The sequence below is a fragment of the Phenylobacterium sp. genome (assembly GCF_041913825.1).
Lineage (GTDB): Bacteria > Pseudomonadota > Alphaproteobacteria > Caulobacterales > Caulobacteraceae > Phenylobacterium.
In genome coordinates this window covers 147,037-168,332 of record NZ_JAYSEO010000007.1, presented here as the reverse complement: position 1 = coordinate 168,332, position 21,296 = coordinate 147,037, and the positions used below count along the sequence as shown (strand labels likewise).

The following is a 21,296-nucleotide window of genomic DNA, read 5'->3' as shown; positions in this document are numbered from 1 at the left end:
GCCGCCATCACCGCAGGCTGATCAGTTGGGGACTGCGAAGCGATGATCGGCCAGGCTGCGGGCCTGCGCTTCATCGACGGCGGGGCTGAACAGGAAACCCTGGCCGTCGCTGAAGTTCAGCTGCCGGAGCCAGCGGGCCTGGTCGGCGGTCTCGATGCCTTCCGCGGTTAGCTTCAACCCGAGCCCTTCGCCAAGCGACGCCACCGCCCGCGCGATCGCTTCCGATTGCGGGTCGACGCCGGCGTCGCGCACGAAGCTCTTGTCGAGCTTGATGCGGGCGAAGGGGAAGGCGCGCAGGTGGGAGAGGGAGGAATAGCCCGTCCCGAAATCGTCCAGGACCATGGTGACGCCCAGCCGCTGCAGGGCGCGGAGCTTGCGCAGGTTCTCGGAGTCGGTTCGCAGCGGCAGAGACTCGGTGATCTCAAGCTGCAGCCGCTCCGGCGGGAGGCCGGTCTCCCGCAGCGCGCTCTCCACGTTCTGCACGAGGCCTTCCAGGGCGAACTGGACGGCGGACAGGTTGATGGCCACCGCCACATGCGGTGGCCAGGCCATGGCGGCGCGGCACGCCTCGCGCACCGCCCATTGCCCGATCGGAATCATCAGTCCGCCGGCTTCGGCCCCCTCGATGAGACGGGCGGGAGGCAGGCTCGCGAGCCTTGGATGGTCGCAGCGCAGGAGGGCTTCGAAGCCGGTGACGACCCCTGTGCTCAGGTTCACCAGCGGCTGGTAGGCGAGACGCAGCAGCCCCAGGTCGAGCGCCTGACCCAGATCGGCCTTCAGCGCCCGGGTGGCGGCCAAGGCGGCCGCCATCGCCTGGTCGAACACGCGGCAGACGCCGCCGCCGGCCGCCTTGGCGCGATAGAGCGCCACGTCGGCGGCCTTCAGCAGCGCCTCGCTGCCCACGCCGTGGTCCGGCGCGAGCGCCACCCCGACGCTGCCGGCGATCACCACCCGCCCCCCATCCACCTGCACCGGCTGGTTGAGAAGCTCGATGATCCGCGCCGCCAGGGCCGTGGCCTCGCTGGGCGGGAGGCTCGGGCGGATGACGGCGAACTCGTCTCCGCTGAGGCGGTAGATCGTGGTCTGCGGGTCCAGCATCAGGCGCAGCCGGGCCGAGACCGCCTGCAGCACCTCGTCGCCGGCCGCGTGACCCAGGGTGTCGTTCACCTCCTTGAAGCCGTCCAGGTCGAAGTAGAGCAGGGCCAAGGTCTCGTCGGGCAGGCGATCGCGCAGCGCCTCGGCCATGCGTTCCCCAAACGCCAGTCGGTTGGGGAGGCCCGTAAGGCTGTCATGACGCGCCGCATGCGCCAGCTGCTCGGCGGCGGCCCGCCGCTCGTCTTCCGCCGCCCGACGTTCGCTGACATCGCGGAAGAACAGGGACAGGCCCTCTGCCGAAGGGAAGGCGCGCACCTCGAGCCATTTGCGCAAGGGGCGTACGTAGGTTTCGAACTGCACCGGCTGGACGTTGCGCATGGCGCTCGTGAGCTGCGTCACCAGCTCGCTGATCTCCTCGCTGGCGAACAGGGAGGCGAGCGGCATGCCCAGCCGGATGCGCCGCGGCCGAAGCCGGGCGCTGGCGTTGCTGTTGAAGTAGGAGACCGCGCCCTCACGATCGATGACGATCACCGAGTCGCCGGTGCTCTCCAGGACCTCGCCCAGGCGGTGGGCCGTCTGCGCCAGGCGGGCTTCGACGACCTTGCGCTCGCTGATGTCGATCACGGCGCCCACGTAGCCCAGGAGGGCGCCCTGGGCGTCGCGCCGCGGCTCCCCAACGTCCAGCACCCAGATCCAGTCCCCCTGGCGGGTGCGCAGCCGATACTCCAGCCGGATCTCCCGCTGCCCGCGGATCGCCGAGTGGTAGGCGGCGGTGACCCGGGCCACATCGTCGGGATGGGCCATGTTCCAGAATCCGCCGCCACCCTCGGCGGCTGCGGCCGCATCCTGTCCGGTGATTTCGGTCCAGCGCCGGTTGATAAAGGTGAGCCGGCCCTGGGCGTCCGTCGTCCAGATCACCACGGGCACGTCGTTGGCCAGGCTGCGGATCTCGTCTCGGCGGCGCGCGAGGTCCAGCTCAGGATCGTCCTGCGCCTCGGGCGGCGGCTCGGTCTCGGGTCCGGCGTGAGGGAGCTTCACAGCGCGACTAGGGTTCGCGCCCCCGCGGAAGTCAATGGCTTCACGTCGAGCGGCCCGCGGCGGACGGCCCGGGAGAGGCGTCGCACAGGATGGGAAGCGGGCGCGCTGGGCGCGCCGCCCCGGCCTCACGGCGCAGGATGCGCCCCGGTGCAGGTGAACGCCGCGGCTTGTCGCCACGCGGCGCTCTTCGATGGCTGCCATGGGCGACGCGCGACGCAGCACGCGTCGAGGGCAGGGGGGAAAGAGCCCGGGGACGGCGCGCATTGGACGGCTCCGGCGACGTCTGGCGCCGAGCACGCGCTATGGGGCGGCTTGAGAGGGCCGCCGAACACGGCTACGGCCACCGTGATCCTCACGGGGCCGCTCACCGGGCCAGGATCACCCGGCGACGAATACCGAGGGCTGTTGTGCCGACGCAAACAACCGCATCCGCGACGGGCGGCCGCTCGGGGTGGCGGACCGCGTGACTCGTCTGCCTGGCTTCTACTGGGTTCGCCTCGACCGAGGCGGAACCTGGCAGCCGGCCTTCACGCGTGACGGGCGCTGGTGGGTGATCGGCTCCGACCGCGTGTTCCTGCAGGTTGCGGAGATGGGAGACGCGATCGACGTCTGCGAGCGGCGCTTCGGGCCCCCGGCGGCGGGACTGTCACAGGGGCGTGCCTCGTCGCGGTAGGGTCATCCGAAGCCGGGCTCGCGCGCCTGGCGTGCGGCCAACAGGATAAGGCGCCGCCCCACGACCTCTGCGCGACCTCCGGCCACCCTTCTTCGCCTTGCGCTAAATCAAGGCGCGCCCCGCTGAGCGGGATCATAGGTGCGGACAGGAGGGGCCCATGTCGTCAGAGTCCGTGCACCAGTTGCTTGGCATCGCGATCTTCGTGGTCATCGCCGGCCTGGTCCTGTTCTTCTTCGATCGCCCGCGGCCTCGCGCGATGCTGCCGCAGCCGCCGAGCGACGACGAGGTGCGCCGCTTCGGGCGCGCTCTGGACGTGGAACTCGGCGGGGAACGCCGCAACTCGGGGGACCGCAGCTTCCAGACGATTTCCGACGAGCGCCTGGAGCCGCTGCTGGATGCGTTCGTGCAGCGGGCGCACGAGCACGGCTGTCAGGCCTACTACGACCGGCATACCGACGCCGACGGCGCCGCCTATCGTCTGGAAGTCAGGCGGCCGGATCACCCGGCCGGTCAGCCGCTGCCCTACCTCTCCCTTTCGGCGGGGTCGTCCGGCAAGGTGTCGCTGCTTTACGGCGGCGTGTTTCCAGGGCCCGCGGATCACAACCACCTGGACCCGGAAGTCGGCTGGCGCGAGGTCGCCTGGGCTGATGTGGACGATGAGCTTGTCGCCTTCGCGCGCAAGGTTTTCGCCCGTCCGCACTGAGGCCTTCGCGGACGGGCCTGTGGTCTTCAGTCGTGGCTGGAGCGTTCGCCAGTCCCTGCCGCCGGATGGACCAGGCTGTCGGCGACCAGGTCAGCGAGGAACATCGTCAGCAGGCGCTCGGTCGGACGCTCTTCCTTTGGCTGCGCATCAAGGGCCTCCAGGGCGCGCCGGAGCCGCGCGAGCGATCCCCCGGGCAGCAGGCGCTCGCTCAGCGCCATGGCGGCGTCAAAGGAGGCGGTGAAGCGCTCCACGGCGAAGGTGTTCCACCGGCCGTTCTTGTAGCGGCGTACGGCCATGCCCGGCGCCACGGACGCCTTGAGCGAGGCTTCACCGGGCAAGGGAAAGGCGCAGCGGATCGCCACGTCCAAGGCGCGGTCCGGCCCGCTCGCCTGCCGCAGAGCCGCAGGAAGGTCAGCCAAGGGGGTCATGCGTTACGCCGTTCCAGCCGGTCGGCGCCCACCTTAGCCGCCAACCGGCGCCCGGTGTCGGCGACCGGTGTGGCGGGATTTCCCTCTGGTGCGGACGTCATGGTGTCGCCTCCGGCTGGCGTCCGACCATAGCCGTTGATCGGGCGGGCTGAAACACGTGGAGGCGCGGCGGACCACCGCGGCTGCGAGACCATGCGGGAACCGACCTGTACCCGGCGGGCCTCTGCGCCTGGGGCGCCGCCGGAACGTGGCAGGCCGTCGTCTGCCGCTCCGCCTCACAGCGCGCGGCGTGCGGCGCAGAGCCGGGAGGCTACAGGGGCGCCAGGTGCGACGCCCGCAGCAGGTCGCTCTGGCGGTAGGGATCTTGCCGCTGGGCTGCCAGCGCCGCGCTGGTCCAAACCAGTCCCGAGACTTCCCGCGCCAGGGCGGCGCACGCGCCCCAGTTCAGCACCCGCACCTCGGCGCAGCGCCGAAAGCCGGGTCCCTCTCGGATGTGCGTCGCATTGAGCGCCGGCGCGTGCGCATGGACGAGCAGGATCTCGGCGGCGCTCAGGTCCAACGCCCAACGCTCGCGCGTGATCGTCTCACTCCCCACCATGCGGCCGACGTACACGTCCAGCAGATCGGGGTCGGTGTCCCCCGCATGGCTCCACGGCTGCTGTGAGATGCGCATGGCGAAGGGCTGATCGATCGCCTGGCCGATGAAGACGAGGCTGCGCCCATAGACAGGGTGCTGCGCGTACACCTGGTAGAGGCCGAAGTCGGTCTCCACGCTGCTCAGGTGATCGATCTTGCGGCCGTGCCGATGGCTCCGCGCCAGCTGAAAGGGGCCATCCCATCTGAGGTGCACCAGCCGCTCCGCCACTCACCGCACTCCCCGATCGCAGGCGCGCCAGACTGGCGAGGGCGCGGGTCCGCCCGGCGCATCGTTCCCGCCCATCCCGTTCCGCGCCGCCGCCAGCAACAGCTTGAGCTCGATCTCTGTCTCTTGGCTCGCCGCCTCAATCCAGTCCGACAGCCAGCGACCTTGCGCCAGGACACAGCCGATCACCAGTTGGGAGGTCCGGGGGTCGTCACGTGCGGCGGACAGGGCCGCGAGCAATTCGTCCGCGAACAGCCGGGTTTGCCGCTGGTAAGCGCGGCTGAGCTCGGCCACGAGCCGCTGGCGCGCGAGCAGTTCGGCGGTCTTCTGCAGCGTCTCAAAATCCGCCATGTGGAACGGCTCCTCGCGGGCAGCCATGGCGCGTCAGGGGAGGGCGCACGTCAAGAGGCTCGACGCCATTGCAGGAGGTCGGCGCCGTTGTCGGCGCTTTCACGATCCAACTGCCGGCGGAGCTTCCTCCCGCGCTCGAGCCAGTTGTCGCGGTCTCAGGGCTCTTACTTCGTGATGCGCCCCGCCTTCCCGGTGCAGACGGAGGCCTGGGCGAGCGCCTCGTCTAGCGCTGCGTCGATCTTGCTGAGCAGTTCGTCGCGAATAGCATCCACGTGCGGATCGGATCCGTCCATAGCGGCAATCGCCGCACGCGCCTCCGCCAGCGCCCGTGCGCGTTCCTCATCTGGTGTCTTGGTCCGAAGATCGCTGGCGAGCGCACTGCAAAGAGCAATCAGCTGTGCGTTGGCCCCCCGCTCCCGCAGCTTCTCCCAGCAGTAGGTCAACACATCCTCCAAGCGTTCTCTCTCGGAACCATGTTTTCCGCTTAGAGCAAGTCTAGCAATGTCCTTCGCGATGTCCGCTCGCGATTGGGAGCCCAGCCTGTCAGCCATGCGCGCCTCCAGCGCAAATTCGGTGAGCAGGGCGCCGATGCATTGAGCAGAACTGCCAACGTTTTGGGCGGTGGGCCGTCCTTCGGCGCCTAGCAAGCAGGTTTGTGTCTCCAGCGGGTAGCCCCGGTCTCCCTCTCCGGCGCGCGCCCAATGCCCGCTAGAGTAAGCTTGACAGGGAATCGCAACTTTCGCGAGGGGCAATCGTCTGCGTCGCTGCTGCCGCCCTGCATGGAACGGCTGTTGACGGGCGTGGGTCGAGGCTCCGCCCCTCGCGTCTCGCCAGGTCAGAGGCGGCGTCGACGTTCTTCGATGGCGTGCGGTCGGCGGGGCTGGCGCCCTCTGGAGCCGCGGGCGGTCGCAAGCCGGCGTCAGCAGACGGCGCAGCGCCGTCGCCGCACGTTCCGTTCAGCCGTGCGGCGTCGGGCGACGTCGGGTCTGCGCCGGCGAGCGTCGCGGCGAGGCGCGGGCGGTGATCAGCTCACGGGCGACCAGCGTGGACCGCTCTCGGGGTGGTCCCACTCGCCCATGGGCTCGAGGGCCTCGCCTGAGCCGCGGGCGACCGACACCCGCCAGCCCCGATGCGGAATTCTGCCGGCTTCTGCGATCACCGTTGCATCGTCCGGGCCGTCGAAGCGTACGGGAAGCTCACGGCCCTCGGGGGTGATGATCACGATCGTATAGTCGCCCAAAGCCGCGCCTGCCTTTCCGAGCGCCCCGGCTGTGGCCAAGGGCGAGGGGCGGCTTGTCGCCGCCGGAGGCGTGTTGGGCAAGGGCATGGCTGACGGATTGCGCGATTAAGTCTGCGGCCAATCGGCTCAGACGCCAATACGCTCTCAACCGGCTGTATCTGGCGGTCCTCCTGAGCAGAAGGAGCAGTGACGGCGTGAAGCGCTTGTGCGTGGAGGCCAGACGAGAGGAATGGTTGGGAGGTGGCGGGGAGCGTGCACAGACTGGCCTGCTCGCCCCCCGCTTGAGCCCCCGGTTTGCCCCTGGCGGCTCGGGGTTCACTGTAGCGCGGCGCTGGGTGGTGTCCAGGGGCGGCCGCGGCTCCGGGCCGGTGTATGGTGACATCGGTTCTACTCGACTGCGGACGGCTATGGCGTTGCGCGCCTCCAGAGCCGAGGCTGGCAGCGTGCCTGGTCAAGGCTCTCATGCGTGGCAGATTAGCGGAGGGACCCGGCGGACCCGGCCGCCAGTTGTAGCTAACCCATGAGCCTGCCGCATCGGGAGTTGGCGCTTCGATTGACGATGTGGTCGAGGCGAGCTTGCTCGCGGCCGCCTCGCCACCGTCACCGCGCGCTGCGAAAGGCGGGCGCCGAGGACGCAGACTACGATCGTGGCCTCGATGTGGTGCGCAAGGCGATGCAGAGCTCGTCGCGTAGCAGATCCTCGGCCAGACCGCCCCTCGTGCGCGGCAATGTACAGAGCGTGATGGCGGGCGGGTGCCGCAAAGTGAGCTCGGAGCAAAGGTAACTAGCGCGCAAACTGGCAAGCGCGGACAGTGATCACGGACTCGCGGCGTCCTACGCCTGGATCCAGCCCCGGTGCGCCGAGCACTGTACCGCGTACCGGCGCCGTCGATGCGCTCACCAGGTGAGAGGCGACGCGGTTTGCAGTCCATGGCGCCGGCCAGAGGAGGCAAGCTAAAGCACTTGTGCGCACCCTGACCTCAATCGTGCTGTGGAGCCCAAGCCGCTGTGACGCGCAGCCGCTCGGCAACGCACGTTTCAGAAATCCTCACTCGGCTGTAGCAGCGCCGAGGTGGAGGCCGGCTGTGATGCATTCGAGGCCGCGACGTCTGGCGCCAACAACGAAGCTAAGCTGCAGCCAGAGCCCAACATCGATCGCAGGGTGACCACGGCGAGCTTGACCGGGAGCTGCTTACATCTCGGCCTGAGGCTGCGGCTGCCCTGCGCCGGAGCTAGTCTCCCGGAGCTGCAGCGCTCGGGCTGCGGCTTGGTAAACCCCCGTGGCACGATCCTCGTTGTTTAGTAGCGCCCCGTCGGGTCTGAATATGATCCCTGTAGTTCACTGGCCACGGGTTGCTTGGGCTGTATCAGCCCCGCTTTTGTCCAGCGCGGTAGAAGCCGCTTGATGAGGTAGTGGAAATCCGGCGCTTCCTCGGGACCACAGGTGAAGGGTCGGTGCTCCCACTCGTCTTGGATCAATGTGGCAAGCGCGCGGTAGGAGCGCTGCAAACCCGCGCGTTCCGCCAGCATGGTGTTCAACCAGTCCACGGTCAGCGCGTGCCAGACGCCCGCCTCACGCACGATCTGCGCGCCGCGTCCACCGGATCGAGTGGCCTCGCCGGAAGCGGTGGTACTGAGCTTGCTTGTCTTCACCCGACCCCTCCTGTGATGGTTGCGCGCCGTCGGCAGTGGAGGGGCAACCCAACGCCGATTCCTATAGTACAGGTGGGGCAATGGCCTACGGGGTTGGCGGAGCCACCACCATTGTGTCGCAGCGCCGTCTATAGGGCTTCGACGTCACCTTTTGGCCCCGCAGCCTTTCGGCCAGGCCCGCTGCGAACCGGCCTGGCGCCTTTGTCGAAGAAGGAGCTGCGCGGTTCCTGCCGCTCCTTTCGCTGCAGTCACCCGCACGCGGTATTCACAGACGAGCCGCGCAGGGGATTCCATCAAACGGGGGCAGCAGTTCGATTAGCTATAGACGTGCGCAATTGTGGATTGGATCAAGATGGCAAGACTGACGCAGCAGATACGATGCGCTTCGGGTGCTGCCTGGCGCAAATCTTTCCGCCGTTAGACGCGGGCGCCCACCGCAAGGCAGCCGATGGCCTCCAGACCGAAGATGAGTGAGCCGAGTTGCATCGAGCTCATCATCTTGCCGCTACGGGCAAGCTGCAGCGCTTCGTCGATAGCACACCAGCGGTTGCGGATCGTTTCGGTGGGATCGGGGGCTTGCTCCGCCGTGATCCGGACGTTGCGCAGCACCACAGTGTGCAGCTTGTTGTTGTGCGTTGCCGGGTTTGTGGACCAGGCGGGCAGCACGGCCACGACGTCACCCTCCGCCCCGGTCTCTTCTTTGAGTTCGCGCATGGCCGTGGCTTCTGGCCCGGCATCGCCCGGATCCATTCGGCCGGCGGGCAGTTCAAGGCAGACTTGGGCGAGGCCATGCCGATACTGCTCGATTAGAAGCACTTCGTCCGAGGCGTTGATCGCCACCACGTGCACCCAGTCCGTGTATTCCAGAACGTAATAGGGCGAGACCTCCTCTCCGGTAGCTGTGACGCAGTCATCAGCCCGCAGACTGATCCAGCGATCACGGACGAGGTGGCGCGAGGAGCGGGTCTTCCAGGGCGGTAGGTCAGTCATGGCTATACCCCTCTCACTCGCCGTCCAGCGCGTGGGGCGCGCCACCAGCCGTCGAGCATAGAGGTAGTTGTTGCGGCGCGCACAGAAGGCGTATGTCGAACTGATGGCGAAGCGGACACTGTACTTCCTCCGTCATGGGGAAAGCGACTGGAACGTTGAACGGCTTTGCATCGGGCAATTCGACCGACCGCTTACGGAACGAGGCCGAGCGCAGGCGCTTGCGGCGGGTGCGCGCTGCCGTTCTCTGGGCCTCGAGTTGATCTTTCACAGTCCGCTCTCGCGGGCGGCCGACACCGCACAAGCGATCAGCCAGGCCACAGGCGCCCGGCTACAGGTCGAGCCATCCCTGATCGAGGCAAACTTGGGAGAGAAGCAGGGCGCTCGGGAGGATCTGGAGGGGGATCCCTTCTTCCAACGCTGGTTGGCCGGTACGCAGTTCCAGGGCGCCGAGACGTTCGCCGCCCTGCGCCTCCGCGCGAAGCGATCTATGCTGACCTGCTTGGCGAGGTGTCCGTTGGAGGCTGGCGCCCCTCTGATTGTGGGCCACTCCGCGTTTTTCCGTGCGCTCTGTGTGCAGATGAAGCGTTTACCGATCGCTGCCGAACACTGCGTGCCGTACCAGCTTGAGATCGAAACCGAACAACCATAGCCCGCCAGGTCCCAATGTTTGGCTCCTGCCAGCCGGTTCGGCTGACCTGCCGCGCGGAAACAGCTAAGTCTCTCCCCGCCGCAGCCGGAGTGACGCATGAGCTTGAAGACACCTGTCGCCAGCCGGGCGGAGCTGCTGGCTTGCCGTGTTGTCTATCAGGGCTGGGCCAGCATGCTGGTCGCCACAATCAGGGATGCCAACGGGGCAATCTATGATCGGCATGCCGAGCATCATGGCGAGTCCATTTGCGTGTTGCCTTACGACCCGGAACGGCGGGTGGCGCTCCTCATCACCCAGGCTCGTGCGCCGGTGCTGATAAATGGCCATCCGCCGGTCCTGGAACCCATCGCCGGTCGCATCGAAGGCGACCGGCCCGAAGACTGCGCCAGACGCGAAGCCCTGGAGGAGGCGGGGGTGGCTCTCACCACCCTTGAGCCGATCGTCAACCTATTCACGCTACCTGGCGTCTCAACCGAGCGATCTCACCTGTTCCTGGCGGCCTACAGCGAGGCCGATCGAGCGACGGCGGGTGGAGGCCTCCCTCACGAGGACGAGTTCATCGAGGTACATGAGATGCCGCTGCTGCAGCTGAGGACGATGGCAGCGAGCGGCGAGATTCTCGACGCCAAGGTCCTGATCCTGATCCAGGCGCTTCAGCTACGCCGCCCGGAGCTCTTCAGATAGCTACGCCGCCACACGGCCTATGCTGGTGTAGGCAAACCCCAGTCGCCGCACATCGTCCGGCTTGTAGATGTTGCGCAGGTCCACCAGCACCGGCTTGTTCATCAGCAGCTTGATGCGGTCGAGGTCCAGCGCCCGGAACTGGTCCCACTCGGTGATGATCACCAGGGCGTCGGCGCCTTCCGCCGCCGCATAGGGGTCGTCCTTGAACTCCACGTCCTTCAGCATGTGCCGGGCCTCGTGCCCCTCGGGGTCGAAGGCCTGGACCTGGGCGCCGGCGGCCTGCAGGGCCGGCACGATGTCGAGGCTGGGCGCATCGCGCATGTCGTCGGTGTTCGGCTTGAAGGTGAGCCCCAGCACGCCGATCGTCTTGCCCGAGAGGCTCTCGCCGTTCACCGCCGTGATGACCTTGCGCGCCATCGCCTTCTTGCGGGCGTCGTTCACCCGCACGGTGGTCTCGATCAGCTCGACGGGGGAGCCGGCGTCGCGGGCGGTCCGCACCAGGGCGAGGGTGTCCTTCGGGAAGCAGCTGCCACCGTAACCGGGGCCGGCGTTGAGGAACTTGGAGCCGATGCGGCCATCCAGCCCGATGCCGCGGGCCACCTGCTGCACGTCGGCGCCCACCGCCTCGCAGAGGTCGGCGATCTCGTTGATGAAGGTGATCTTCATCGCCAGGAAGGCGTTGCCCGCGTACTTGATCAGCTCGCTGGTGCGCCGGCCGGTGAACTGGATCGGCGTCTCGTTCAGATACAGCGGCCGGTAGAGCTCGCGCATCACCGCCCGGGCGCGCTCGTCGTCGGTGCCCACGACCACGCGGTCGGGGCGCTTGAAGTCCTCGATCGCCGCGCCTTCGCGCAGGAACTCGGGGTTGGAGACCACCGCCACGTCGGCGTCGGGCCGGACGCGCTTGAAGATGGCCTCGATCTCGTCGCCGGTGCCCACCGGCACGGTGGACTTGGTGACGACCACGGTGAAGCCTTCCACCAGGCCGGCGATCTCCTCGGCGGCGGCGTGGACGTAGGAGAGGTCCGCATGGCCGTCGCCGCGGCGTGACGGGGTGCCGACGGCGATGAACACCGCGTCCGCGGCCTTCACCGCCTCGGCGGCCTCGGTGGTGAAGAACAGGCGGCCGGCCTTCACATTGTTGGCCACCAGCACGTCCAGCCCCGGCTCGTAGATGGGGATGCCGCCGGCCTGCAGCCGCTCGATCTTGCCCGCATCCTTGTCGATGCAGGTCACGATGTGACCGAAGTCTGCGAAACAGGCGCCGCTGACCAGGCCCACATAGCCTGTGCCGATCATCGCCACGTGCATGCTGCAGACCCTCCGAATGAGCCGAGCGCTCATCGAGGGCTCTAGCCCGCCATGAGCCAATTCGGCAAGGTGTATGCTGCGAGTCGGCCGGCTCGTGACGCAGCGGGCAAGCAGCCAGCAGGGGCCTCCTAGATTGTCCGAACTTCCAATAGCCGTTTTCGGCTACAATCGCCCTGAGAGCATGCGCCGGCTCTTGAATAATCTACGACGCTGTGTCGGCTACGAAGAAGCGCGCATCCACGTGTTTCTCGATGGCCCGCGATCCGAAGCGGACCTCGAAGCCGTAGCTCAGACGCGTGCAGAGGTTGAGGCTGTTGCTGAGCGGGACTGGCAAATCGTCCAGAGCCCAGTGAACAAGGGCCTAAAACGCAGCGTTTTCGACGGCGTTAGTCATGTCTGTGATCGCTGGGGCAAAGTTGTTGTTCTGGAAGACGATCTTCAATTAGGTGCGTCTGCGCTCGCCTATTTTAGGCGGGCGCTAGCAGATTTTAGAGATGAGGATCGCGTTAAGAGCATCTGTGGCTACATGTTCGGCGTGCCAAGCTTCGAAAACCGTGAGGACGCTTTTCTGCTGCCCTACACTCACCCCTGGGGTTGGGCCACTTGGGCCCGCGCTTGGCGTGGCTTTGATCCGTTTCAGCCAGTGGACCCAGTTTGGACTAAGGCCGCCAGCTTCCAAAGCGCCTTCGATCTTGATGGCTTCTTCCCGCTGACGGCGATGTTAAAGTTGGACGAAGAAGGTCTGATAAGTAGCTGGTATATCCGATGGTATCTCAAACTATTTGCCGAGGGTGGCCTCTCACTATTCCCGGCCAGATCTCAAATAAGCAATTGGGGTGTGGGAGCTGGAACGCACGGGGGGCCGATGAACCCGATGCGGATGCTGCGTCCGAGGGGCTCTCCACTTAGCGATGCTATTCCGAACCTGCCGAATGTAGTCCGTGCTGACTACGCCGCCCTGGATGCCATGAAGAGTTGCGACGAGTTGAAGGCGCATAGGTTGATCGCTCGCGCTGGCGAGGTTAAGCGCCGCTTGAAAGGCGGCATCCACCGCTACGGAGGGAAAGCGTGATGTTGGGGCTCGCTCGCAAGACGTACCGGCGGCTCATGCAGCTGCAGGCAGTCAGGTCTAATGTCGTGTACCAACGCGATCTAAACGTGGGTCGAGGCAGTGTGCTCAAAGCACCTGATCGCCTTGAGATAGCAGAACGCGTGAAGATTGGGATCCATACGTCAATACTTGTTAACGGTTCTATTGAGGACGGAGTACAGATTTCCAGCTATGTGGCTATCGTTGGGAAGCATGATCATGCGATGAATATCGTTGGTCAGCGTCCATACAACGCGCCCTGGATCTTCGATCCGGATTTCCCGCCACGGGACGAACGCCATTCAGTAGTGCTTGAGCGTGACTGCTGGGTCGGATGGGGTGCCATCATCCTGTCAGGTGTCAGGATTGGCAGGGGTGCTGTCATTGCCGCTGGCTCAGTTGTGAACCGGGACGTCGCCCCCTACGCTATCGTGGCCGGCAACCCGGCTCGTCAAGTGTCCGTTCTCTTCTCGCCGGAACAGATCGAAGAGCATGAAGATCTGCTGACACGGGAGCAACGCTAGAGTAGGTCCCACGCCAAATTCCGCAGAAGCGCCTGTCGCGCAGACTGGTCAACGGGTGAACCTTGCGCGCAAGTGGCAGTCCTCTGGGAACGAACCAGCAGGCGCGCGGCCTACATCAAGACGTTCGGTGACGCGGCGTTGACGTGCCGACAGCCTCAAGCTCCTGCATGTTCGCACGAAGGAAGCGTCGGGTTCTTGGCGCATGCCACATAAGCACTGGCTTGATCCCCATGTGTGCGGCTCGGTTTCTGGCAGTGCGGCAGCGCTGTGCACCAGCAGCTTAAGCTGCTGGCGGTGTCCAAATCTGGATTCAGATTGCGCCCGCGTCGACACAGAGGGCCGGCTCAGGTGACGCCGGCCCTCAAGAGCGCTGGGACCAACGACGAGACCGCAGGCGCATATCTCGCTTAGTCATCTCGCTTGTAGTGCTCTTTCGTGCGAGAGCAGGCGCTTGCATCGATAGAGCATCGAGACGCCAAGCACTGCTCCTGTCGCAAGTTGCACCACAGCAATCAGCACCACATTCTCGCCAAGCATGGCTGTGGTGACCATCGTAGGCAAAGCTGCGATCAACAAGACTCCAGCACCTTCGAGAAAACCGGCACCAGTTATCCGTCTCGCCTCACGCAGTGGGACTGAAAACCGCGCCAGCATGCGCAGGAACACGCGAGTTCCGCCCCATGCGAGAGCTATGCCCCAGCCGAGCGGAACGAGTACGGCGAGGTTGCCGATCGCTGCGCCCACTGAGGTGACAGTATTCAGGATTAACATCTCGATGTGTATCCGGAGAAGCGGCGCGAGCCGAGCGCTACCGGTTTCTGCTTGCACACCGATGAGCCCGAGGGCATTGACCCACGCCGCCAGCGCGAAGATGGTATTGTAGACAACAAACGACGGCTCTACTAAGTGAAGAGCCAGTATGGAAAGTAAGGGGCCAGCGCAGAGCTGGCCTGCTGCCAGGTACGCTGCAAGACGAAACGCCACATTCCAGGCTCTCATTAGATGAGCCCGCGCGTCCTCGGTAAAGCCAGTGGTCCTCTCAACAGACATCGCGCCAAGCGGTTGAACTCCGCTCATCAGCATGGCACGAATCTGCGCAGATACGCGGTTCGCCAGATCAAATACGGCGACGGCACCGTAACCACCCGCCTGCACAATCGCTAATTTGCACAGAGGTTCGAATCCGGCCCGCGTAGCCCCGAGCCAAATACCTTGGAGCACATACGCGGTAGATGTCCGCACTAGCCAGGCGAGGCCAGAGCTGCGGCGCTCTCTGGAGAGCGGCATTCGAGCGCTAAGCATGAGCATGGTCAGCACTGACTGCAATGCCATACCGGCCGGCAATCCAAGAACACCAAAGTGTGCGATGAGTGGCTCTGCGGATAACGCATAGAGAGAGGTGGCAATCAGAATCGCGACGGCACGATCAATCGAGCGCCCGGTGCCGTCGAGAGATCCAACGAGAAGCCCCATGCCTGTATTTAGGACTGCAGCCGCTCCTGTTAGGATGATGAGCAGGAGTGCTGTGGAAGCGGGTAAGCCGCCAAGTTGTACCCCACCGAGCCAGAGCCACAGACCTAGCGCGACCGTCAGCAATACTACCGCCGGTAGCACAACCACTGCGCCAGCTGCGATTACCGTCCAGGGACAATGCGAACCAAACTTCTCCTGCTCGAGCACCTGCAAGCGAAGCATGTTGGCAGATATGCCAGCGTCGGCGAGTCTAGCGAAAGAGAACACGCCTGCGACGAAGCTCCAGACGCCAACAGTCTCCCTGCCAAGATGAGCGATCCCGGTTCTGAAAACCCAAAAAAGTGCCACACCTGAAACAGCTGCGCTCAGAACGCCTATGATCGAGGCGGAATATTTCACTTAGATCAGCCGCTTCCGAGCTGTGGCGGGCACCCCGGCCACAAGCGTGGCTGGTGCAACATCGGCCGTGACTACGGCTCCAGCAGCAACGATTGCGTCGTCGCCGATCGTGACACCAGGAAGAACAACAACTCCAGCGCCAATCCAGACATTCCGACCGATCGTGATCTGGCCGCGCGTACTAGTTTCACGGTAGAGAGAACTTCGACCGGCAGCGGCAGGGTCGTGGGACTCAGACGTGAGGATCACGCCTGGTGCAAGCATACTGTCGTCACCGATCGTGATTCCGCCGGCGCCGCGAAGATGACAGAAGTCATTAATGACGACACGGGTTCCAACCGTGATGCAGCTTGCACGATATACAACCGCCCGTGGATACAGGCGACTGCCGTCTCCCCAATGCTTGAAGCGCAATCGGCATACCAGAAATCGTAGCAGAAGTGAGATGCGCTCGCAGGCAACCAAGAGCCCAACCACTATCCGTCGCGCGAATGATGCGCCACTCAAGGTTTGATCACCCAGGCCAAACGCTGAAGGAGCAACTTCGGAAGAGCGATAGGCGCTAGTAGCGGTGAGTGTTTCAATAAGAAGCGGGCATGATCGCGTGGGGACCGCAGTGGGCCGAATAACAGCCGGTAACGGGCAGAGAGCTTCAGTGCTTGAGCGCGCTGACGGAGCGAAGGGCCTTTGGCGCAGTCGCCCACGTAACCCGGGTACACTAGGAGACGTGCGCCAGCCCGCCCCAGCCGAAAACCGAGATCAACGTCGCCGTAGGCATGGGTGAACGCTGCATCCAGCCCGCCCACCGTCCTGAGTAGCGGTGTGGGAATGACCACGAGATTGCCTTGGAATGTGTCGCATTGTTCGAATTCATCGCTCTTAGGCACGGTGATCAAAGCCGCGGGGCGAAGTCTATTAGGCAGGCGTAGGCCAGAATAGCTCGTGCCACCCAACTCTGGATCAACGAAACGACCGACAAGGACAGTGGGCCGGCCGTCCTGAAGAGTTTCCCAAGTGGAGAGCATCTCTCGCAGCTTGCCTGGCCTTAGATCGATATCATCATTGGCGAGAACGGTCGCGGCACTGTCGAGCGCAAATGACGCCTGGACCAGCTGAGCCATCGCTCCATTCCAGAACAGGGAGCCATCACCTCTCAAAATTCTTGTCGACGGATACCTCTCTTGCACCATGTCGAGTGTGCCGTCGGTGCTGCCGTCATCCAGAAGCCAGATGCGAATGTTTTCGCACAGGCCATCGCTATAGACGCGATCCAGGAATCTGCGAGTTGTCGCGCGCCGGTTGTGAACCGCCACCAAGAGATTGAACATCGCGTTCATCGCTTGCCGTAGCCTCGCCTTTTGATTGGAAGGCGATGCCTACGAGAACTGACAATCCTGCGCTTCAGCGTCCCCTGGGTGAGCAGAATCCACGTCAGTGTCGGCACGGCCATCAGCTGAACGAATGTGAGAAACGTCCAGCCAAGGCTGCCCTGCCGGAAAAGCTGGAACGTAAGTACGATAGCAACCGTGTAAAGGAGCGCCAGCCTTGCGCTCGGCGTGTGCGCGCGATGCAGCGTTCTGTCTGCCAGCGCGGCTACGGCACCGATGCAGGCCATCGCGAGAATCGCTCCGAAGAGGCCGCCCATCACATAGCTGTTGCCGACAGCGGTAGCGGCTAAGCCCGTCCCCGGAGCGACGCCTCCGCCAAACGTATCTGCAAACAATGCGTGGGAGACGTCTAGGTAGACGGAGGGCTTATCAGGCCAGATGGCACGAGGAATGATGTAGGTGAATGGCTCGATTGTGGATACGTAGAATGCGCGTGCGTGGCCCCCCAGGCTGTCGCCAATCGCGTCTCTGTTGTGAATGCAGCGAACGAGCATGTCGAAGCCGGCAAATTCAAGCGAGTAGAAGTAGAAAAGGATGGCCGATCCCCCCGCGGCACCGCCACGCATCTCAACATGACTTCCAGTTGCCTCCGCTGGCAGGAAGATACGTGCGAAGAGGGTCAGCATCCCGCCACCTAGAACGAGCGCTAAAAGTGCTGGAGCGGCGCGAAGAGTGAGAGGACGCCGGAGCATGCTGTATGCCACGATGGGGGCAAGCGCAATCATCACGATGTGCGATCTCTTCGCCAATATAACGTAAGAGAGAAGGAGAACTAAGACGAGTGCCGCAATATGAGGCGCTGCTGCACGGAGACTGCGGCGCAGGCGAAAGGCCGTCATGTAAGCGAGCGCCGCGTCGGCAGCCATAGACAAGCTAGCAATGTTGGCCAAGGAGGCATCCTCTCGCCCCGCCAAAACTGCTGCCCGGCGTGCAGTGCCTGATAGTCGAGTGATCAACTCTGGGCCGAGCCCGAGCGTCGAAAGAATATATAGCTTCAGTGCAAGGCCAGCGATAATGAAGGTGCCGAGCAGTACGGCTGGAGCCTGCATCTCGGCGACATAAGGATCGGGAGCACGAGCTTCGTGTTCGGATTTGGGCCGTCGCCCTGACTCCAGGATGAGCGAATATACCAGCAAGAACGAGCACAATGAGGCAAAGCAAACCGACAATGCGTTGAGGATAGTCGCTTCGTTGGATAAGCTTTGGGCATAAGTTAGCCTCCCGCCACCGAGCGTCAGTTCTAGCCACGTCGCCAGCAGCAGGTTGGCAAAGAAGGCGAGGAGGACAATGTTGCCGCAGGTGAATAGAGGTCGCGCTTTCCCTACACGCGGCCCGAGCCAGAAGCCAGCGAGCAGGATCACTGTGATGAGGCTGAGGAGCGATATAGGCAGCATTCAATGCTATCAGGCCAGGGAAGGCGCGCCCCCACGGAGTTCATGTCCCGCACTGATCTGTTGCAAGAACCATTCATAAACCTGGTGAAGTCCGTCCGGCAGATCTATAGACGGCCGCCAGCCGAGCTCCCGAAGCAGGGTGGCGTCCATCAACTTCCGCGGAGTGCCGTCAGGCTTTGTTCGGTCTAACTCGATGGTGCCATCGAAGCCCACCGCTTCTGCGACCAGGGTCGCCAACTCACGAATTGTGAGATCCTCACCTGATCCGACATTCACATGCTCGTCAGATGAGTAATTCTTCATCAGAAAGACGAGCGCGTCAGCGCAGTCGTCTGCATGCAGAAATTCCCGTCTCGGTTCTCCGCTGCCCCATAAGACGAAAGAAGATGATTGTGTGTGCTTTGCATCGTGTGCCTTTCTGATGAGCGCAGGTAGCACATGACTGTTGGTGAGGTCGAAATTATCGCCGGGGCCGTACAGATTAGTCGGCATCGCTGAGATAAAATCACATCCGTGCTGCTTTCGGTAAGCTTGCGCGAGTTTTATCCCCGCAATCTTCGCGATGGCATACCACTCATTGGTCGGCTCAAGAGGTCCCGTAAGCAGAGCGCTCTCGGGAATAGGTTGTGGGGCGAATTTGGGGTAGATGCAACTGCTCCCGAGCACCATCAACTTTTCAACGCCGCAAGTATGGCTTGCGTGGATAATGTTCGCCTGCATTTGTATGTTCTCGTAGAGAAACGATGCAGGGTAGGTGTTGTTCGCAAGTATGCCACCAACTTTTGCGGCGGCGAGGAAGATCGCATTCGGACGATGCGTCGAAAGCCAATCCTCGACCGCTTGCTGGCGAGTCAGATCAAGCTCACCGCGGGGTGCCACCAGTATCTCGCAATCTTCTGATGCAAGGCGGCGAACGATGGCTGAGCCAACCATCCCCCGATGTCCGGCGACCCAGATACGTTTACCTTTCAGGTCATACATTTCAGGCATATTTCGCAATCGGGTCTGTGAGCATCGATTTCAGGTCTTCCTTCACCATCTCGCGGGCGAGCTCGCGAACATTCGTTTCGTGCTCCCATCCCAACTTGGCTTTCGCCTTCGCGGGGTTCCCCAGGAGGAGGTCGACCTCGGTGGGACGGAAGTACCTTGGATCGATTTCGACGAGGCAACGGCCTGTCCTGGCGCAGTAGCCTTTTTCTTCCACGCCCTGTCCCTCCCAACGCAGGCTGAAGCCAGCGTCTTCGAACGCCCATTCGACAAACTGACGGACCGTGGTCGTCTCACCCGTGGCGAGGACGTAGTCGTCCGGCTCATCCTGCTGCAGCATCATCCACATGCCGCGCACGTATTCTCGTGCATGGCCCCAATCGCGCTTGGCGTCGAGGTTGCCGAGGAAGAGCTTCTCCTGGCGCTTATGAGCGATGGCGGCAGCCGCACGGGTGATCTTGCGGGTAACGAATGTCTCTCCGCGAAGAGGGCTTTCATGGTTAAACAGGATGCCGTTAGAGGCGTGCATGCCGTAGGCTTCTCTGTAATTCACCACAATCCAGTAGCTGTAGAGCTTCGCGACGCCATAAGGGCTGCGCGGATAGAACGGCGTTGTCTCGGACTGAGGGACTTCCTGGACGAGCCCATACAGCTCCGACGTGGAAGCTTGATAGAACCGCGTCTTTTTCTCGAGCCCCAAGATCCGGATCGCCTCCAGGATACGGAGCGTGCCCACCGCGTCTGCGTTCGCCGTATATTCTGGCGTTTCGAAGCTCACCTGCACATGGCTTTGAGCCGCCAAGTTGTAGATCTCATCAGGTTGCACTTCCTGAACAATGCGGATCAGGTTCGTTGAATCGGTCAGATCGCCATAGTGCAGGATCAAGCGAGGATCGTCCTCGTGCGGGTCCTGGTACAGGTGCTCGATTCGGCCTGTGTTGAAGGACGACGAACGTCGCTTCACGCCATGAACGACGTATCCCTTCTCAAGGAGGAGTTCAGTCAGATAGGCGCCATCCTGGCCGGTGATGCCGGTGATCAAGGCGACCTTACGGTCTGCTGTCGTCATAGTGGTTGTTCCGTGGCTAAGCAGCCGCGAGGGCTGAGGTCGTGCGGTTGGTGGGGGAAGGCGGCAAGACAGCTTCAGTGAACGCTCGAATGAGTGTCGATTTCGCGAGCGCCTGAGCGAGCTGGATTCGCCTGGGTTCTTGATGAACGACTGGGTGGCCGCGCTGCAGGCTTTCTAGTGAACGGGCAAGCGCCTGCGCATCCCCCGGCGGCGAGAAGACGCAGGTGTCGCCGAGGAACTCGGCAAGTTCCGTCTGAGCGTCAGCAGTGACGATAACCGGTCGGCCTGATGCGAGCATGCCTCCGAGTTTCGATGGGAGTAGGAGGTCAGCGGCGTCTTTCTCTTGGGGCAGGAGGTGAGCATCCGCGATGCTGAGGAACTCCGAGAACCGGCTCTCCGGCTGGAAGTCGAGGACCTGCAGGTTCGGCAGAATCGCAGCCTGGGCCGCCACTTCAGCTCGCATGGGACCCTGGCCGGCAATAACCACGAGGATGTCGGACCTGTCAGCGAGTTCCCGCGCGGCCTCCAGGACGACCCGCACACCCTGCTTGGCTCCAATGTTTCCTGAGTACAGGGCCACGAACTTGTCCGTTGGGATGCCCAGTTCCTGCCGGTACCCCATAGCGGTCGGCATCGGGCGGACGGCTTCAACGTCTACCCAGTTCCGTACGATAGTGAGCTTGGAGGGGTCCACACCCTTACGCACGATCTTTTCGGCCATGCGATTTGAGATAGTCACCACCTGGTCGAAAGCTGCCGTCGCCTTCCGGTCGAACCAGGACGCCAAGCGCTTCAGAGGTCCGTCTGCGCGGAGATGGCCCATGGCGAAGGCCGCCTCCACCTCGAGGTCTTGCACATGAAGGATGGTTCGTGCGCCCACAAGGCGAGCCGCGAGGACGGCGACGGGAGCGACGAATAGTGTAGGCTCGACCACGATCACGACGTCGGGTCGGCGTTTCAGGATCTGTGCGAAAGCCACCGGCGCCGAGCTGAGAGCAAAACTAAGAGGGGCAAGCAGGCGGCGCAGCCCATGCATCTTCGCTGTCAGGTAAAGAGGGCAGCGGTAGACCCGCACCCCATCCAGCTCTTCCGCTCGCCAGCTTAGCACGCGACTATTCTGCTGGAGCCGCCAGCCCGGGTAGTGCGGCGGCGCTGTGATCGCGCAGACATCATGGCCCTGAGACGCAAGATACGCGCCGATCTCTCCGGTGTAGCGACCCACACCAGCAATCTCGGGCGCATAGTTGATGCCGTATATGACGACGCGTTTTTTCACCTGAACTCGCCAGTGATGT

22 protein-coding genes are annotated in these 21,296 nt (G+C 63.7%); 6 read left to right on the top strand and 16 right to left on the bottom strand.

The genetic code is table 11. From position 1 onward, the window contains the following. Positions 1-21: 21 nt before the first annotated feature. Positions 22-2,133, bottom strand: coding sequence for a putative bifunctional diguanylate cyclase/phosphodiesterase (locus ACE3Q8_RS07725; RefSeq protein WP_374469680.1), 2,112 nt, complete (start codon positions 2,131-2,133; stop codon positions 22-24). A 463-nt stretch (positions 2,134-2,596) separates the two neighbouring features. Here ACE3Q8_RS07725 and ACE3Q8_RS07720 point away from each other — a divergent pair, with 463 nt between their 5' ends. Both ACE3Q8_RS07720 and ACE3Q8_RS07715 read left to right on the top strand, forming a co-directional pair. Continuing rightward, a complete protein-coding gene (locus tag ACE3Q8_RS07720) occupies positions 2,597-2,806 on the top strand; it encodes a hypothetical protein (RefSeq protein WP_374469679.1) in 210 nt (69 codons plus the stop codon). Between the two features lie 157 nt (positions 2,807-2,963). Then, entirely contained in the window at positions 2,964-3,509 is a 546-nt protein-coding gene (locus ACE3Q8_RS07715) for a hypothetical protein (RefSeq protein WP_374469678.1), read from the top strand. A 26-nt stretch (positions 3,510-3,535) separates the two neighbouring features. Here ACE3Q8_RS07715 and ACE3Q8_RS07710 read toward each other — a convergent pair whose 3' ends face one another. The 7 genes from ACE3Q8_RS07710 to ACE3Q8_RS07680 form a co-directional block, all read right to left on the bottom strand. Further along, positions 3,536-3,877: a hypothetical protein gene (locus ACE3Q8_RS07710; RefSeq protein WP_374469677.1), complete on the bottom strand. Its 342-nt coding sequence runs from the start codon at positions 3,875-3,877 to the stop codon at positions 3,536-3,538. 370 nt (positions 3,878-4,247) lie between these two features. Next, positions 4,248-4,787, bottom strand: coding sequence for a hypothetical protein (locus ACE3Q8_RS07705; protein ID WP_374469676.1), 540 nt, complete (start codon positions 4,785-4,787; stop codon positions 4,248-4,250). Between the two features lie 15 nt (positions 4,788-4,802). Beyond that, on the bottom strand, positions 4,803-5,177 hold the full coding sequence (locus ACE3Q8_RS07700; protein WP_374469675.1) for a hypothetical protein: 375 nt from the start codon (positions 5,175-5,177) through the stop codon (positions 4,803-4,805). A gap of 137 nt (positions 5,178-5,314) precedes the next feature. Continuing rightward, positions 5,315-5,701 (bottom strand): hypothetical protein, encoded by a 387-nt coding sequence (locus ACE3Q8_RS07695; RefSeq protein WP_374469674.1) that lies wholly within the window; start codon positions 5,699-5,701, stop codon positions 5,315-5,317. A gap of 473 nt (positions 5,702-6,174) precedes the next feature. After that, positions 6,175-6,390, bottom strand: coding sequence for a hypothetical protein (locus tag ACE3Q8_RS07690; RefSeq protein ID WP_374469673.1), 216 nt, complete (start codon positions 6,388-6,390; stop codon positions 6,175-6,177). Positions 6,391-7,689: 1,299 nt separating this feature from the next. Next, positions 7,690-8,043 (bottom strand): hypothetical protein, encoded by a 354-nt coding sequence (locus tag ACE3Q8_RS07685; protein WP_374469672.1) that lies wholly within the window; start codon positions 8,041-8,043, stop codon positions 7,690-7,692. A gap of 417 nt (positions 8,044-8,460) precedes the next feature. Continuing rightward, complete coding sequence (locus tag ACE3Q8_RS07680) at positions 8,461-9,033, bottom strand: NUDIX hydrolase (RefSeq protein ID WP_374469671.1); 573 nt, start codon at positions 9,031-9,033, stop codon at positions 8,461-8,463. A gap of 70 nt (positions 9,034-9,103) precedes the next feature. Here ACE3Q8_RS07680 and ACE3Q8_RS07675 point away from each other — a divergent pair, with 70 nt between their 5' ends. Further along, positions 9,104-9,682, top strand: coding sequence for a histidine phosphatase family protein (locus tag ACE3Q8_RS07675; protein WP_374469670.1), 579 nt, complete (start codon positions 9,104-9,106; stop codon positions 9,680-9,682). 96 nt (positions 9,683-9,778) lie between these two features. Next, entirely contained in the window at positions 9,779-10,366 is a 588-nt protein-coding gene (locus ACE3Q8_RS07670) for an NUDIX domain-containing protein (protein WP_374469669.1), read from the top strand. On the opposite strand, the gene ACE3Q8_RS07665 is transcribed toward ACE3Q8_RS07670, so the two are convergent. Further along, positions 10,367-11,677: a UDP-glucose/GDP-mannose dehydrogenase family protein gene (locus ACE3Q8_RS07665; protein WP_374469668.1), complete on the bottom strand. Its 1,311-nt coding sequence runs from the start codon at positions 11,675-11,677 to the stop codon at positions 10,367-10,369. Between the two features lie 133 nt (positions 11,678-11,810). Between ACE3Q8_RS07665 and ACE3Q8_RS07660 the strand changes: the two genes are divergently transcribed. Continuing rightward, positions 11,811-12,749: a hypothetical protein gene (locus tag ACE3Q8_RS07660; protein WP_374469667.1), complete on the top strand. Its 939-nt coding sequence runs from the start codon at positions 11,811-11,813 to the stop codon at positions 12,747-12,749. A 140-nt stretch (positions 12,750-12,889) separates the two neighbouring features. Then, positions 12,890-13,291 (top strand): DapH/DapD/GlmU-related protein, encoded by a 402-nt coding sequence (locus ACE3Q8_RS07655; protein WP_374469666.1) that lies wholly within the window; start codon positions 12,890-12,892, stop codon positions 13,289-13,291. A gap of 411 nt (positions 13,292-13,702) precedes the next feature. On the opposite strand, the gene ACE3Q8_RS07650 is transcribed toward ACE3Q8_RS07655, so the two are convergent. From ACE3Q8_RS07650 to ACE3Q8_RS07620, 7 genes are all read right to left on the bottom strand, one after another. Next, positions 13,703-15,163: a hypothetical protein gene (locus ACE3Q8_RS07650; RefSeq protein WP_374469665.1), complete on the bottom strand. Its 1,461-nt coding sequence runs from the start codon at positions 15,161-15,163 to the stop codon at positions 13,703-13,705. Further along, the gene (locus tag ACE3Q8_RS07645) at positions 15,164-15,427 is read right to left on the bottom strand and encodes a DapH/DapD/GlmU-related protein (protein WP_374469712.1); all 264 of its coding nucleotides are present in this window, start codon (positions 15,425-15,427) and stop codon (positions 15,164-15,166) included. It abuts the gene before it with no gap. A gap of 239 nt (positions 15,428-15,666) precedes the next feature. Further along, positions 15,667-16,500, bottom strand: coding sequence for a glycosyltransferase family 2 protein (locus ACE3Q8_RS07640; protein ID WP_374469664.1), 834 nt, complete (start codon positions 16,498-16,500; stop codon positions 15,667-15,669). Then, positions 16,497-17,945: a hypothetical protein gene (locus ACE3Q8_RS07635; RefSeq protein WP_374469663.1), complete on the bottom strand. Its 1,449-nt coding sequence runs from the start codon at positions 17,943-17,945 to the stop codon at positions 16,497-16,499. Before ACE3Q8_RS07635 ends, ACE3Q8_RS07640 begins: the two co-directional genes overlap by 4 nt. A 9-nt stretch (positions 17,946-17,954) precedes the next feature. Then, positions 17,955-18,926 (bottom strand): GDP-L-fucose synthase family protein, encoded by a 972-nt coding sequence (locus tag ACE3Q8_RS07630; protein ID WP_374469662.1) that lies wholly within the window; start codon positions 18,924-18,926, stop codon positions 17,955-17,957. Position 18,927: 1 nt separating this feature from the next. Beyond that, positions 18,928-20,001, bottom strand: coding sequence for a GDP-mannose 4,6-dehydratase (gene gmd / locus ACE3Q8_RS07625; protein WP_374469661.1), 1,074 nt, complete (start codon positions 19,999-20,001; stop codon positions 18,928-18,930). Between the two features lie 16 nt (positions 20,002-20,017). Further along, positions 20,018-21,277 carry a WcaI family glycosyltransferase gene (locus ACE3Q8_RS07620; RefSeq protein ID WP_374469660.1) on the bottom strand — a complete coding sequence of 420 codons (1,260 nt, stop codon included), beginning with the start codon at positions 21,275-21,277 and terminating at the stop codon, positions 20,018-20,020. Between the last annotated feature and the right edge of the window lie 19 nt (positions 21,278-21,296).

Excerpts from the sequence above, each read along its gene's own strand:
- ACE3Q8_RS07700 (WP_374469675.1), bottom strand. The coding sequence starts at position 5,177 with ATGGCTGCCCGCGAGGAGCCGTTCCACATGGCGGATTTTGAGACGCTG.
- ACE3Q8_RS07665 (WP_374469668.1), bottom strand. The coding sequence starts at position 11,677 with ATGCACGTGGCGATGATCGGCACAGGCTATGTGGGCCTGGTCAGCGGC.
- ACE3Q8_RS07715 (WP_374469678.1), top strand. The coding sequence starts at position 2,964 with ATGTCGTCAGAGTCCGTGCACCAGTTGCTTGGCATCGCGATCTTCGTG.
- ACE3Q8_RS07635 (WP_374469663.1), bottom strand. The coding sequence starts at position 17,945 with ATGCTGCCTATATCGCTCCTCAGCCTCATCACAGTGATCCTGCTCGCT.
- ACE3Q8_RS07630 (WP_374469662.1), bottom strand. The coding sequence starts at position 18,926 with ATGTATGACCTGAAAGGTAAACGTATCTGGGTCGCCGGACATCGGGGG.
- gmd (WP_374469661.1), bottom strand. The coding sequence starts at position 20,001 with ATGACGACAGCAGACCGTAAGGTCGCCTTGATCACCGGCATCACCGGC.
- ACE3Q8_RS07680 (WP_374469671.1), bottom strand. The coding sequence starts at position 9,033 with ATGACTGACCTACCGCCCTGGAAGACCCGCTCCTCGCGCCACCTCGTC.
- ACE3Q8_RS07640 (WP_374469664.1), bottom strand. The coding sequence starts at position 16,500 with ATGAACGCGATGTTCAATCTCTTGGTGGCGGTTCACAACCGGCGCGCG.
- ACE3Q8_RS07695 (WP_374469674.1), bottom strand. The coding sequence starts at position 5,701 with ATGGCTGACAGGCTGGGCTCCCAATCGCGAGCGGACATCGCGAAGGAC.
- ACE3Q8_RS07645 (WP_374469712.1), bottom strand. The coding sequence starts at position 15,427 with ATGCTTGCACCAGGCGTGATCCTCACGTCTGAGTCCCACGACCCTGCC.
- ACE3Q8_RS07670 (WP_374469669.1), top strand. The coding sequence starts at position 9,779 with ATGAGCTTGAAGACACCTGTCGCCAGCCGGGCGGAGCTGCTGGCTTGC.